The organism is Nocardia sp. NPDC047038, assembly GCF_040644075.1.
Lineage (GTDB): Bacteria > Actinomycetota > Actinomycetes > Mycobacteriales > Mycobacteriaceae > Nocardia > Nocardia sichangensis.
The window spans coordinates 195,591-209,521 of record NZ_JBEYVQ010000008.1; the positions used below are offsets into that span (position 1 = coordinate 195,591).

A 13,931-nucleotide genomic window follows, 5' to 3' on the forward strand; every position below is an offset into this window, starting at 1 on the left:
CCCACGGTCGCGGGTGTGGCGACGACCCGGGTGCTAGAAAGCGCGGCGGGCGTATCGGTTACTGCCGAGCCATGTGCATGCGCATCTCGCTCTTGGCGTCCGTTGTCAGTTCTCCGGACAGATCCACGACGACCGTGCGCAACGTGCCGGTGAACCGGAAGGGCGGCCGGTAGTCGGGCACCACCGCGGAGCCCGGGTTGGCGCCGCAGGTCATCCCACCGGGGTTGAACGCGACCGGCGTGATGAACGGGAAATCGGCTTCCCCTGCCGGGCTGCGGTCGATGTAGAGCCGAGCGGTGCCAGGGGTGCCCTTGCCATTGCCGAAATCCGGTGCGCCGGTGGGTTCGAACTCGAAGCGCAATTCGTGGCGGCCTTCCGGGATGGTTCGTGTCGAGGCGACGCGGTGCACGGTGCGCCGCACATAGTTGTGGGCGTAGTGCAAGTGGCCGTCTGCGACGAAGAAGGTCCAGCCTCCGGCATTGGTGCCCTGGCACAGCAAGACGCCCTCGGCGCCGCCGGACGGGATCTCCACTTCGGCGGTGACGCTGTGCGGGCGGTTCAGCACCCGCGGCGAGACGGCCGCAGGCAGCGTCTCGGTGTCCGGGCGCAGGGTGTATCGGGTGTGCGCGGGCGTGATCTGCGGGCGCTCGACGAGCAGGCGTTGCAATCCGCTGCCGTCGATCGGCAGCACGTCGTAGCGGCCTGCTTCCACATACCACAGGGCGATCATCTCGTTGAGCTTGTCTCGACGTTCAGCGGCGAGGTCACGGGTCTCGGCGAAGTCCTCGGCGACGTGGTAGAGCTCCCAATCGTCGGCGTCGAGCCGGCCGAGGTCATCGGCCGTGATCGGCGTGCCGAACGGCCGGTCCGCTTCGGCGAAGGACGGGCCAGGCCAGGGGCACACGGCCCGCCAGCCGTTGTGGTCGATGGCTCGGTGGCCGAGCATTTCGAAGTACTGCGTGTGGTGCCGGGTCGCGGCGGTGGAATCGTCGAAAGTGTGGGCGAAACCGACACCGTGCAAGGGGGACTGGGATACGCCCCTGATGGTGACCGGCGGTTCGAGGCCGAAAGCGTCGAGAACGGTGGGAACGACGTCGATCAGGTGCGCGTACTGGGTTCGGATCTCGCCCTGTGCGGTGATGCCCCGAGGCCAGTGGACCAGGAAGGGATCGCTGACGCCGCCGCGGTAGGTTTCGCGTTTCCATCGCCGGAAGGGAGTATTGCCCGCCCAGGTCCAACCCCACGGATAGTGGTTGAACGTGGTCGGACCGCCCAGCTCGTCGATGGCGCGCAGGCTGTCCTCGATCGGTTCCGGGGCGTTGTTGAAGAATTGCAGTTCGTTCGTGGTTCCGGTGACCCCGCCCTCCGGACTGGCGCCGTTGTCGGACACGAGCATGAGCAGGGTGTTGTCGAGCTCCCCGATCTGGTCGAGGAAGTCGAGCAGTCGTCCGATGTGGTGGTCTGTGTGGGTGAGGAATCCGGCGTAGACCTCCATCATTCGTGCCGCCAGGCGGCGTGCGTCGGCGGACAGCGCGGCCCATTCGGGCACATCCGGATCACGGCGGGAAAGCCGCGCGTCCGGTGGTACGACACCGAGCTCGCGCTGCCGGTCGAACGTGTATTCGCGATAGGCGTCCCAGCCGCCGTCGAATCGGCCGCGGTAACGGTCCGCCCACTCCCTCGGCACGTGGTGCGGCGCGTGTGTGGCGCCGGTGCAGAAGTTCAAGAAGAACGGCTTGTCCGGAGCGACCTGTTTGGCACCGGCGATGAAGGAGATCGCCTTGTCCACCAGATCGGCGGTCAGGTGGTAGCCGTCTTCCGGGGTGGCGGGCGGCTCGACCTGATGGTTGTCGTGGACCAGATCCGGATACCACTGGCTGGTGTCGCCGCTGAGGAAGCCGTAGAACCGCTCGAAGCCCCGCCCGAGCGGCCAACGATCGTAGGGGCCTGCGGCGGATTCCTGCGCCGACGGCACCAGATGCCATTTGCCGACCATGTAGGTGTTGTAGCCGTGCTGCAACAGCATCTCCGAGAGGAATCCGTTCTCGAATGGAATGTTGCCGTTGTAGCCCGGATACCCGGTGGCGATCTCCGTGATACCCGCCATGGCGTTGGCGTGATGATTACGCCCGGTGATGAGACAGGAACGCGACGGCGAGCACAACGCGGTCGTGTGCATATTGTTGTACAGCAGTCCGCCTGCGGCCAACGCGTCGAAATGCGGCGTGGAAATGGGACTGCCGTAACACCCGAGTTGTCCGAATCCGGTGTCGTCGAGCACGATGAACACCAAGTTCGGTGCGCCGGGCGCCGCCCGTACCGGTTGTGGCCATGCGGGATTCGACACATCCGTCGTTCGCCCGATGAATCCGGGAAATGCCGTTCCCCGTTTGTATTCTTCCAGTGACATCTACCCGCCCTCCGTCCTGCGGATGGACTGGACACCGCCAGCCTGGTTGTCCGAATGAACGCGTGCGATGCCACTGCGTCGACGAGCGGTGCCGCGGTGGCACTGCGCAATCAAGTACTGCCGCGGAGCCGGGTGGGTCCTCATCGTCGGAAATCGATGCCACCGGAGCGTCCGATATCGGTTCCTCGCCCATCCGCTATCGCGACGTGAGTCAAATGCTAGACGACGCGGGCGCGACTGTCAGTGGCGGAAGCCGACCGGCCGCCGCATCGTCGGATGCGGCGGCCGGTGCGACGGTGATCGCCGAGGGTGTCAGAATGCGGCTTCGTCGAGATCCATGACGCTGATGTCGACGTCGGAGATGACCGACCATTCCGCGCTGAGGTGCGGCAGGACAGTTTTGGCGAAGAACGACGCGACGGCGATCTTGCCCGCATAGAAAGCGCGGTCTCCGCCGCCCGGCTCGGCATCCAATGCCGCGGCGGCGATCTCGGCGGCGACGATCAGACGCCAGGCGATGAGGAGATCGCCGACGGCGAGCAGGAACCGGACGGAATTCAGTCCGATCTTGTACAACTCGGTGGGTTGCTGCTGGGCGGCGATCAGGTGCTGGGTGAATCGGCCCGCCATGTCCTGGACATCCTCCAGTGCGGTGGCCAGCAGCACCTTCTCGGTCTTGAGCCTGCCGTTGCCCACGCCGGATTGCGCCGTGTCCCGGATCTTGCCCGCGATGTGCGCGAGCGCGACGCCGCGATCGCGGGCGATCTTGCGGAAGAAGAAGTCCTGCGCCTGGATCGCGGTGGTGCCCTCGTAGAGCGAGTCGATCTTCGCGTCGCGGATGTACTGCTCGATCGGGTAGTCCTGCAGGAAGCCCGAACCGCCCAGGGTCTGCAGCGACTCGGTCAGGTACTGGTAGGCCCGCTCCGAGCCGACGCCCTTGACGATCGGAAGCAGCAGGTCGTTGACCCGCGCGGCCAGCTCGGCATCCGCCCCCGAGATGTGCTGCGCGACAACGTCGTTCTGGTGACCGGCGGTGTACAGGTATACCGCGCGCAGGCCTTCGGCGTAGGCCTTCTGCATCATCAGCGACCGGCGCACGTCGGGGTGCCGGGTGATGGTCACCTTCGGTGCGGACTTGTCCGCCATCTGGGTCAGATCGCTGCCCTGCACCCGGCTCTTCGCGTATTCGAGGGCATTGAGGTAGCCGGTCGACAAGGTGGCGATGGCCTTGGTGCCCACCATCATCCGAGCTTCCTCGATGACGTGGAACATCTGCGCGATGCCGTTGTGCACCTCGCCGACCAGCCAGCCCTTGGCCGGGATGCCGTGGCCGCCGAAGGTGAGCTCACAGGTGGCGGACGCTTTCAGGCCCATCTTGTGCTCGACGTTGGTGACGAAGACGCCGTTGCGGTCGCCCAGCTCACCGGTCTCGTGGTCGAAGTGGAACTTCGGTACGAAGAACAGCGACAGTCCCTTGGTGCCCGGTCCCGCGCCCTCGGGGCGAGCCAGCACCAGGTGGGCGATGTTGCCGAACAGGTCGTCGGCGTCGGCGGAGGTGATGAACCGCTTCACGCCCTCGATGTGCCAGGTGCCGTCTTCCTGCTCGATCGCCTTGGTGCGACCGGCGCCGACGTCGGAACCGGCGTCGGGCTCGGTCAGCACCATGGTGGCGCCCCAGTTGAGTTCGGTGATGAATCGCGCCCAGCGCCGCTGCTGCTCGGTGCCGATGCCGTCGATGATGTGGGCCATCATGGGCCCGGTCAGATACATGTAGGCCGCGGGCTGCGCCCCGAGCACGAATTCGCTGATGGCCCAGCTGACCATCGAGGGGGCGGGCACTCCGCCGACCGCCTCGGACTTGCCGACGCGCCACCATTCGGCGTCGTACCAGGCGCGCACCGCCTTCTTGAACGACTCCGGCAGGCTGACCGAGTGGGTAGCCGGATCGAAAACCGGCGGGTTGCGGTCGGTTTCGGCATACGGTTCGGCGACCGGCCCTTCGGCCAGGCGCGCGGCCTCCGCCAGCATCGATCGCACGGTGTCGCCGTCCAGGTCCCCGAACGCTCCGGTCCGCAGGATGTCGTCGAGTCCGTACACCTCGAACAAATTGAACTCGAGGTCACGCACGTTGCTCTTGTAATGGCTCACGAGCCAGGGCCTTTCGAGAAACGGCCGGTGTACCGGCGAGGGATTCGGCGGGCGCACGGATAGGTGCTCGCCCACGGCACACTGTGCGGCACCGATGACGCGAAAGCAATCTTATGTTAATAACCACTAAGTAGATGGTCGGATGTCCAACGGCATTCAATCCGCTGCTAGCACGTAATTGGCGCAGCTAAGTTAATGCTCGCTAAGTGGTATAAATCACTGCGAGGGGGTGCGGCCGGGATTTCCCGCCGTTTCGATCCGCTCCCCGATGGCTACGAGGACGTCGACGAGATCGGCGCGCCGCCGGAAGCGGGGATTGCGTACGGCATCGATGACGACGGTGACGATCGCGCGGCTGAGCACCCGCGCGACGGGCGCGGATAGATCCGGCCGCACCGCCTGCAGCATGCGGGCCCACTGGGCGATGCCGTCGAGGCGCACCCTCCGGTAGCGCTGCACCCCGTCGCCAGGAAGATGCCGGGTCTCGCTGACCGTGATCGCCAAGAGGTCGGGTTCGTCGACGCCCAATTGCGCGAAGCTGCGCATGAGCGAGCGCAGGGACTCCTCGGCGCTGCGGCCCTCGGCGATCGCCCGGGCGAGCAGCAGTCGGAGCCACTCGTCCTGGCGCCGGACGATCTGGTCCAGCAACTCCGCTTTGCTGGAGAAATGGTGATACAGGGCGGGTCCGGTCACGCCGACGGCCGCACCGATGTCCTCGATGCCCACCGCGGCGTAACCGCGGGTGCTGAACAGCCGCGCCGCCTCGGCGAGCATTCGCTCCGAGCGCAGCGCTCGGTCCAGTGCGGTGTTGCCGATCTCGGTGCGCGGTGGCCGGCTCGGCGCGTGGCCGTTCGGGTGTTCGGGCATCCGGGTCGTGATCACCGCCGCGACGGCGGCGTCGAGCACTTGCGCGGCGGCCGGCGCGGGCAACTCGGCGCGGTGATAGGAGGGGCTGACCGCGATCGACAGCACGCACCAGCTCAGCAATTCGACATCGGCCGTGCTCAGTTCGGGTCGGCGTAAGTGGATCGTGTGTCGTAGGTAGCGGGTGAGCCGCGCGGCGCGGACGAGCACCGCGGTCTTGTCGGCGGCGGTCAGATTGCGGAACTCCAGTTGCCACAGCCGCGGCAGGCCGCGCAACTCCAGCGCGACCCGGACCAACTCGGCCGTTACCGCGCCGCCGGAGTCATCGGCGCGATATGCGGCGTCCAGCCGGTTCAAGGTGTCGTCGAGGCCAACCAGCAGGCATTGGCCCAAAAGTTGCTGTTTGTTGCGGAAGTGTCGATACAACGCCGTCGCCGAGATGCCCACCGCAGCCGCGATGTCGGCCATCGTCGTGCCGTAATAGCCGCCGTGCGTGAAGGCGTCGACCGCGGCGGCCAGGATCATCTCGCGTCGATGCGGTGGTCTCCGCCGTGGTTGTCCGCTGTTCGCCTGTGTGCCCATCGCGGTCAGTGTCGCGCATCGGGCGGTCCGCACCAGCTATCGGGCCGCCTCCCCGGGTCGACCCGATAGCTGGTGGGCCGTGGCGATCTGTCGCGGCCACCGGTCCGTATGACGATTTCGTCACGGGCCACGCCGATGTCCTACTGTCGAGTAGGCTTCCCGCAGCTATCACCAGCCCGGGGATCGTTGTCCCACCAGGTAAGCAGAGGGAGCCCGCCCGTGAGCGCTGACACCGCGGACGCCACAGCACTGTCCACCATCGCGGCCCGGCTGCGCATTGCGACGACCGTCATCCTGCGGCGCGCCCGGAGAGATCCCGACGAACGGCGGCTGTCCGCGACGCAGTGGGCGGTCCTGGGACGGCTGCACCGATACGGCGCCATGGCCGCGGTCGACTTGGCGCGGCTGGAGATGCTGCGGCCGCAGACGATGCGCAACGTGGTCGACGGCTTGCGCGACCAGGGTCTGATCATCGGTGTGCGCGACCCGAACGACGGACGGCGGGTGAATCTGACTCTCACCGACGAAGGCCGCGCGTGGGTGTGCGGACATCAAGCGTCCGCGAACGACGCACTGGCGCAAGCGTTGTCGGAGAGTTTGCGGACGGGTGAGTTGCACAAGGTCGGCGAGGCGCTGGATCTGCTCGAGCGCATCGCTTACGGTGACCGGGGAGCGGATGCGCTGATCGCGGGCGGTCTCGGCGCCGGGTCACTGGTGGCCGATTCGCGATGACTCGGCTGCCGCCCGGCCGGGGTCGGCGGGCGGCGTGAGCGCCCGGGTCCAGAGATCGATGATCGCCCGGCCGCATTCGTCGGCGGTGCGGCCGGGCGGCGGATCGAGGACCGCGCCGTGGATCTGCGCCTCCACCGCCTGCACGAGCAGCAATGCCGTCAACCCCGGGTCGTCGCCGCCGACCTCGAGGCGGCGCAGATGGAATTCCACTTCGTCGGCGAGTACCCGTTCGAGTTGTCGGAGGCGTTCGACACCCGCGGCGGTGCGAGGAGCCTGATCGAAGAGCAGCCGGTGCATCTCCGGTTGAGCCGTGTGCAACCGCGTCACGGCGACGACCAGCTGCCGGATGGTGTCGACCAGAGGCGGCTGTTCGGCACGCAGGCGCCCGGCCGTTTCCAGCAGCGCCTGGGAAGCGTGCCGCAGGTGCCGTTCGGCGAGTGAGTAGAGCAGTGCGTCCTTGTCGGGGACGTAGTGATAGAGGGTGCCGATGGAGACGCCGGCGAGTTCGGCGATCTTGTTGGTCGTCGTCGCGGCGTAACCGTGCTGCTGGAAAAGTCGAGCAGCGGCGTCGAGGATCGCGTCGAAGGTGAACTCCGACCGCTGCTGCCGCGGGATTTTCCTGGGTGTCGACATGGCGTCCTGAAGTCGAGTTGGCAAAACCGAGGATTGCTCGAATTATTGTCACATGCACGCTTCTTACCTCTCCTTTCTCCCCGATGACCTACGCCGGAGCTGGGATTTTCGGCCCCAGTCGAGCACTTGGTCGTGGCGCGGCCATCAAGTCCACATCGAGCGGCTCCACCGGCCGGACGCGGACGTTCGGATGATCTTGATCCACGGCGCCGGTGGTCATGCCGCGGCGATGTGGCCGTTCGCGGCGCTGGCGGCGGCGCGCGGTTTCGACGTGCGGGTCCCCGACCTGCCCGGCTACGGCCACACCCGCGTCCCGTCGTCCCGCGCGATCCGGTATGCGGACTGGGTGGACTGCGTCGACGATCTGGTCCGTGCGGTCAAGGCGGCCGATTCGCGGCCCTTGGTGCTGGTGGGGGCGAGCGTGGGCGGGATGCTGGCGTACACGGTGGCGGCCCGCACCGGCATGGTGGACGCGCTCGCGGCCACTTGTCTGCTCGACCCACGGCTGGCGCGAGTTCGCGCGGCGGTCGCCCGTCGCCCGTGGCTGGGTCGGTACGGAACACGGTTGCTGGTGCCCGCGATCGACGATCTGCGAATCCCGATGCGGTTGCTCGCGAATATGTCCGCGATATCGAACGATCCCGAGCTGACCCGGGTCGTCTCGGCCGATCCCCACGGCGGTGGCGCCTGGATGCCACTGGGATTCCTGCGAACCTATCTGCGGTCCGATCCCGGTCTCGAACCGGAGGATTTCACCTCCTGCCCCGTATGGCTGGTTCACCCCGGCGCCGATCGGTGGACGCCCTTGGCGCTGAGCCAGTCGTTCTTCGATCGGATCGCCGCTCCCAAACGCCTGGTCGTGCTCGACGCGGCGGGGCATTTTCCCGTGGAGACGCCGGGCATCCACCAGTTGGCCGACGCGTTCGCCGAGATTCGTGACCGGTTGGTCTCCGGTCCCGTGCCGGCCGGGACGTGAAGTCGCGTACGCGCCGACGCCCGTATGGTCACGTGAGCGGCTCGTGATGCGCTCCGAGCCCGCACCGGCGGGGTGGGTAAGGTCTGAAGCGTCGTGGAACGGACGCCACGATGCCGCCGCCGAACAGCTTCGCGCGGACGCGCCGCCCTGTCGAACGAAGAGAGCTGATTGATGCCGACCTCTACAGCGCGCGCACAGATCGGGGTCACCGGTCTGGCGGTCATGGGTAGCAACATCGCACGGAACTTCGCCAGGAACGGCTATACCGTTGCGCTGCACAACCGCAGCATCGCCAAGACCGACGCACTGCTCGAGGCCCACGGCGACGACGGCGACTTCGTGCGGACCGAAACGATCGAGGAGTTCGTCGCCGCGCTGGAGAAGCCGCGCCGGGTGCTCATCATGGTGAAGGCAGGCGCCGCGACCGACGCGGTCATCGAGGAACTCGCGGACGCGATGGAGCCGGGCGACATCATCATCGATGGTGGAAACGCCCTCTACACCGACACCATTCGGCGGGAAGCCGCGATGCGCGAGCGCGGGCTGAACTTCGTCGGAGCGGGGATCTCCGGTGGCGAGGAGGGCGCCCTCAACGGCCCCGCGATCATGCCCGGCGGCCCCAAGGAGTCCTACGACTCGCTCGGGCCGCTGCTGGAATCCATCGCGGCGAAGGTCGACGGAACGCCCTGCTGCACCCACATCGGCCCGGACGGCTCCGGACATTTCGTCAAGATGGTGCACAACGGCATCGAGTACGCCGACATGCAGTTGATCGGTGAGGCCTACCACCTGTTCCGCGACGCGCTCGGTTTCGACGCCAAACAGATCGCGGACGTATTCACCCAGTGGAACTCCGGCGACCTGGAGAGCTACCTGGTCGAGATCACCGCCGAGGTGCTGAACCAGGTCGACGCGAAGACGGGCAAGCCGCTGGTCGACGTGATCGTCGACGCGGCGGAGCAGAAGGGCACCGGGCGCTGGACGGTGAAGTCCGCGCTCGACCTCGGCGTGCCGGTGACCGGAATCGCCGAAGCGGTGTTCGCGCGGGCGCTGTCCGGTTCGCGCGAGCAGCGAAAGGCCGCGCGGGGTCTGGCTTCCGGACGGCTGGCCGACAAGCCCACCGACGTGGAGCGGTTCACCGAGGACATCCGGCAGGCGCTCTACGCCTCGAAGGTGGTCGCCTACGCGCAGGGCTTCGACCAGATCGCCGCGGGCAGCGCCGAATACGACTGGAACTTGCGCCCGGGTGATCTCGCGACGATCTGGCGTGGCGGCTGCATCATCCGCGCCCGGTTCCTCAACCGGATCAAGGACGCCTACGACGAGAACCCGGCGCTGCCGAGCTTGATTCTCGCACCGTACTTCCGTGAGGCGATCGAGACGGCCATCGACAGCTGGCGCCGCGTCGTGGCCACCGCGACACTGCTCGGCATTCCGGTGCCCGCGTTCGCTTCGTCGCTGTCCTACTACGACGCCCTGCGCGCCGAGCGTCTCCCGGCCGCGCTCACCCAGGGGCAGCGTGATTTCTTCGGTGCGCACACCTACGAGCGGGTGGACGCCGAAGGCAAGTTCCACACGCTGTGGAGCGGGGACCGCGGCGAGGTTCGCGCCGACTAGCCGGACGCGCTGTCGCAGTGCGGGATTCGTTTCCGCACTGCGACGGAGGTCGCTGTCACTCCCGTGATCCGGCAGCTCGCTCCCACGCACCCCGGCGGAGCAGGCGTAGCCCGTTGAGCCCGACGAGGACGGTGGATCCCTCGTGCCCGGCGACGCCGAGGGGGAGCGGCAGGGTCCCGGCGAGGTCCCAGACGACCAGCACGCCGATGCAGGTGGCGGCGATGGCCAAGTTGGCGATCACCACCCGTCGCGCCTGCCGGGACAACGCGATCACCGCCGGGATCGTGGTCAGGTCGTCGCGCACGACGACGGCGTCCGCGGTCCGCAGGGTCAGGTCGGATCCGGCGCCGCCCATGGCGATGCCGACCTCGGCCGCGGCGAGCGCAGGGGCATCGTTGATGCCGTCGCCGACCACGGTCAGTTTCCGCCCGGCGGCTTGCAACTCGCGCACCGCGATCATCTTGTCGTCGGGCAGCAGTTCCGCCCGGACGTCGGTGATGCCGACACATTCGGCGAGCCGATCGGCGGTGGCGGTGTTGTCGCCGGTCAGCAGTATCGGCGCGCTGCGGGTCAGCGCGGTCGTCGCGCGCACGGCCGCCACCGCTTCGGGCCGGAGTTGGTCGGTCAGTGCGAGCACTCCGATCGGTTCGTGCTCGCAGGTCACGACCACGGCGGTGTAGCCGCTCGCGTGGAAGGCGTCGACAGTTGTGTGGGCGTCGCGGGTGGGTTCCCACGCGGAGGGGGAGCCGACGCCGATGAGACGGTCACCGACACGGGCGGTGACGCCGCGACCTGGGTGGGCCGTGAATTCGGTGACCTCGGGCAGCCGCAGCTCTCGGGTGCGGGCCGCGCGCACGATCGCCGCCGCGAGGGGGTGCTCGCTCGGGTGCTCGGCCGCGGCGGCGAGCCGAAGCACCTCGGCGTCGGTGAATCGCTGGTCCAGGCAGCGGATCTCGGCGTGTTCCGGGATGCCGCGGGTCAGGGTGCCGGTCTTGTCGAAGGCGACGTGCGTGGTGGCGCCGAGCTTTTCCATGACCACCGCGGATTTGACCAGGACACCGTGACGCCCCGCGTTGGCGACGGCCGCCAGCAGGGGCGGCATGGTGGCCAGCACCACCGCGCAGGGGGAGGCGACGATCATGAACGTCATCGCTCGCAGCAGCGCTCGCCGCACGTTGTCACCGAGCAGCAGCGGGATGGCGAACACCGCGAGGGTGACCGCGACCATGCCGACGGAGTAGCGCTGTTCCACCTTCTCGATGAAAAGCTGAGTGCGCGCTTTGGTTCGGGCCGCCTGCTCGACCAGGGCCGCGATGCGCGCTACCACGGAGTCCCGCGCGCGGCGCACGACGCGGATGCGCAGGGCCCCCGTGCCGTTGAGGGTGCCCGCGTACACCTCGTCGCCCTGGGTTTTGTTCACCGGCAACGGTTCGCCGGTGATGGTGGCCTGATCGACCTCACTGCCGCCGGAGAGGACGGTCGCGTCCGCGGCGATCCGCTCGCCGGGCCGCACCACGAGGACGTCTCCGACGCGCAGTTCGGTGGCGTGGACCGTCTCTTCCGCGCCGTCGCGCGCGACCCGGGTCGCGGTGTCGGGTGTGAGGTCGAGCAGTCCGCGCACCGAGTCCTCGGTCCGGGCGGTGGCCAGCGCTTCCAGGGCGCCGGAGGTCGCGAAGATGACGATCAGCAACGCGCCGTCGGTGATCTGGCCGATGGCCGCCGCTCCGATCGCGGCGGCGACCATGAGCAGGTCGACGTCGAGCGTCTTGTCGCGGAGAGCCTGTAAGCCGGCCCACCCGGGTTCCCAGCCGCCTGCGGCGTAGCAGGCCAGGTACATGCCCCAGCGCAGCCACTGGGGGCCATCGGTCAGCTGCACCGCCAGCCCGGCGCAGAAGAAGACCACGGCCGCTGCGGCCCAACGGGCTTCGGGCAGGGTGAACAGCCGGGTCCGGCGCACGGGCACGCGACCGGATGGCGGAGTCGGACGAGTCGGCGCGAGCGTCGGCGCGGCCACGGGTCACCTCCAGAACAGCAACGAACAGACGGCCCGAACCATACCAGAACACATGAACATGTCTTCATTTGTTCCTAGAGTATGCTGTTCAGTCATGGGACACGGCGTCGAAGGCAGGGACCGCCCTGCCGTGCGCTTGGATCCCGAATCGGCCACCCATGTGGCGACCACGTTGCAGGCGCTGGCCACACCGAGCCGCTTGATGATCCTCACCGAACTGCGCCAAGGGCCGCTGCCGGTGAGCGCGCTGGCCGACGCCATCGGCATGGAACAGTCCGCCGTCTCCCACCAGCTTCGGCTGCTGCGCAATCTGGGTCTGGTCACGGGCACTCGCACCGGCCGCAGCATCGTCTACAGCCTTTACGACAACCACGTCGCCCAACTGCTGGACGAGGCGATCTACCACAGCGAACACCTGCGCCTCGGCTTGTCCGACCGTCCTGAGGCCGCGGTCTGACCGACCCTGCGGCACTGGCGATCCGGCTGCTCGGCAAGGCTTTCACCCGATTCGGGTGATGTCGGCCCGGTACGGCGGTGGCACCGTCCAGGAAATGACGGCCCCGGCGATGGTGGACAACCGGTACGAGTTCGCGAATGGCTATCCGATCGGGTCTTCCGCGACTCGGGCATGGGACGACAGCGTGTTCCAGCGCGCCGTGGTCGCGTACCGGTTCTGGTATCCGACCGTGTCGATGGAAGGAATTTTCAACGGAAACAGGGAGATCGGACTGAACGACAACCGCGCGGTCGGAATCGCCTCGACCGGGCCGCGGCATGTCGGGTTCACTCTGAATTCCGATACCCCGTATGGCGCCGCGGTGCTGGATCTGTCGGCGGGGCCGATGGTGGTCGAGCTTCCGCCGGGACCGTACATCGGCCTGGTCGACGATCATCATCAACGGTGGATCACCGATCTCGGCATTCCCGGGCCCGACCGAGGGCAGGGCGGCACTTACGTCATCGTTCCTCCCGGCTACGCGGGGGCGCTGCCGGATCGGGCGCACGTCGGGCGATCCGCGTCCTTCAAAGTGCTGCTCGCCGTGCGCGCGCTGCCGCTCGGTGGCGACCTGGCCGAGGCGATGGATGCGCTGCGGGCGGTCCGGGTGCATCCGCTCGAGGAGGCGGGCGCGGTGCTGGATATCATCGACACCACCGAGTTGGCCATGGACTCCACCTGTTTGTGCTGGGAAGCCGACATCGCTTACTGGCGGGTGCTGCACGGGATTCTCGAGACGGAACCGGTGGTGCCGGAGTTCTTGCCGATGTACGGGCTGCTCGGGGCGATCGGTCTCGAGCGAGGCGTTCGGTTCGCGCCCGACCGCCGGTCCGCGGCGCTGTTGACGGCCGCGGCGCGGACCGGGCGCGGTCAATTGCTCGTCTCCGCGTTCGCCAGTGGCCGGCCGGACCGCATGGCCTGGCCGGACCGTCGCTGGGAATGGGTGGGACTGGTCGCCGACAACGGCGACTTCCGGACCGCCTCCGGTCTCGACCTCGAAGCGCGCGACCGGTGGTTCGCCCAAGCGATCATCGCCTCACCGGCCATGTTCCGGCGGCAGGTGGGCGGCGGATCGCTGTATTGGCTCGCCATGCGGGACGGGCGAGGGGATTACTTGGACGGTAGTGCCACTTATACCCTCGATATGCCGCGGCCGGTGCCGGCCGGGCTGTTCTGGTCCGTGACGGTCTACGACGCGCAGACCCGCTCGCAGATCCAGGCCGACCAGGGCAAGGCCGCCCTCCGGTCGCTGTTCGAGTTGTGCGACCTCCCGCCCGACGGCCCCGTGCGGCTGCACTTCGGCCCCATTCCTCCTGACGGCGACGAGACCCGCTGGCTGCAAACCGTCCCCGGCCGCGGATGGTTCGCCTATCTGCGCATCTACGGACCCGAGGAAGCGGCGTTCGACCAGACTTGGCGGCCCGGCGATTTCGAGCGCGCGAGCTGATCGAATGTGGCG

The 13,931-nt window shown here is 67.9% G+C and carries 10 protein-coding genes; 5 read left to right on the forward strand and 5 right to left on the reverse strand.

Annotated features, from left to right (window positions below; all coding sequences use genetic code 11):
• Positions 1 to 58 precede the first annotated feature (58 nt).
• The 3 genes from ABZ824_RS25705 to ABZ824_RS25715 form a co-directional block, all read right to left on the reverse strand.
• Positions 59 to 2,410, reverse strand: coding sequence for an arylsulfatase (locus ABZ824_RS25705; RefSeq protein ID WP_356965765.1), 2,352 nt, complete (start codon positions 2,408 to 2,410; stop codon positions 59 to 61).
• A gap of 312 nt (positions 2,411 to 2,722) precedes the next feature.
• Positions 2,723 to 4,558, reverse strand: coding sequence for an acyl-CoA dehydrogenase (locus tag ABZ824_RS25710; RefSeq protein WP_356965767.1), 1,836 nt, complete (start codon positions 4,556 to 4,558; stop codon positions 2,723 to 2,725).
• 216 nt (positions 4,559 to 4,774) lie between these two features.
• The gene (locus tag ABZ824_RS25715) at positions 4,775 to 6,004 is read right to left on the reverse strand and encodes a TetR/AcrR family transcriptional regulator (protein WP_355075346.1); all 1,230 of its coding nucleotides are present in this window, start codon (positions 6,002 to 6,004) and stop codon (positions 4,775 to 4,777) included.
• Between the two features lie 219 nt (positions 6,005 to 6,223).
• Here ABZ824_RS25715 and ABZ824_RS25720 point away from each other — a divergent pair, with 219 nt between their 5' ends.
• Complete coding sequence (locus ABZ824_RS25720; protein ID WP_355075348.1) at positions 6,224 to 6,736, forward strand: MarR family transcriptional regulator; 513 nt, start codon at positions 6,224 to 6,226, stop codon at positions 6,734 to 6,736.
• Here ABZ824_RS25720 and ABZ824_RS25725 read toward each other — a convergent pair.
• Positions 6,713 to 7,369 (reverse strand): TetR/AcrR family transcriptional regulator, encoded by a 657-nt coding sequence (locus ABZ824_RS25725; RefSeq protein WP_356965770.1) that lies wholly within the window; start codon positions 7,367 to 7,369, stop codon positions 6,713 to 6,715. The genes ABZ824_RS25720 and ABZ824_RS25725 overlap by 24 nt on opposite strands.
• Positions 7,370 to 7,559: 190 nt before the next feature.
• Here ABZ824_RS25725 and ABZ824_RS25730 point away from each other — a divergent pair, with 190 nt between their 5' ends.
• Complete coding sequence (locus tag ABZ824_RS25730) at positions 7,560 to 8,345, forward strand: alpha/beta hydrolase (protein WP_355075352.1); 786 nt, start codon at positions 7,560 to 7,562, stop codon at positions 8,343 to 8,345.
• Between the two features lie 171 nt (positions 8,346 to 8,516).
• A complete protein-coding gene (gndA, locus tag ABZ824_RS25735) occupies positions 8,517 to 9,962 on the forward strand; it encodes an NADP-dependent phosphogluconate dehydrogenase (RefSeq protein ID WP_356965772.1) in 1,446 nt (481 codons plus the stop codon).
• Between the two features lie 55 nt (positions 9,963 to 10,017).
• Here the strand turns inward: gndA and ABZ824_RS25740 are convergent, their stop codons facing one another.
• Complete coding sequence (locus ABZ824_RS25740; protein WP_356965774.1) at positions 10,018 to 11,976, reverse strand: heavy metal translocating P-type ATPase; 1,959 nt, start codon at positions 11,974 to 11,976, stop codon at positions 10,018 to 10,020.
• Between the two features lie 94 nt (positions 11,977 to 12,070).
• On the opposite strand from ABZ824_RS25740, the gene ABZ824_RS25745 reads away from it, so the two are divergent.
• Entirely contained in the window at positions 12,071 to 12,433 is a 363-nt protein-coding gene (locus tag ABZ824_RS25745) for a metalloregulator ArsR/SmtB family transcription factor (protein WP_355075358.1), read from the forward strand.
• 94 nt (positions 12,434 to 12,527) lie between these two features.
• On the forward strand, positions 12,528 to 13,919 hold the full coding sequence (locus ABZ824_RS25750) for a DUF1214 domain-containing protein (protein WP_356965776.1): 1,392 nt from the start codon (positions 12,528 to 12,530) through the stop codon (positions 13,917 to 13,919).
• Positions 13,920 to 13,931 lie beyond the last annotated feature (12 nt).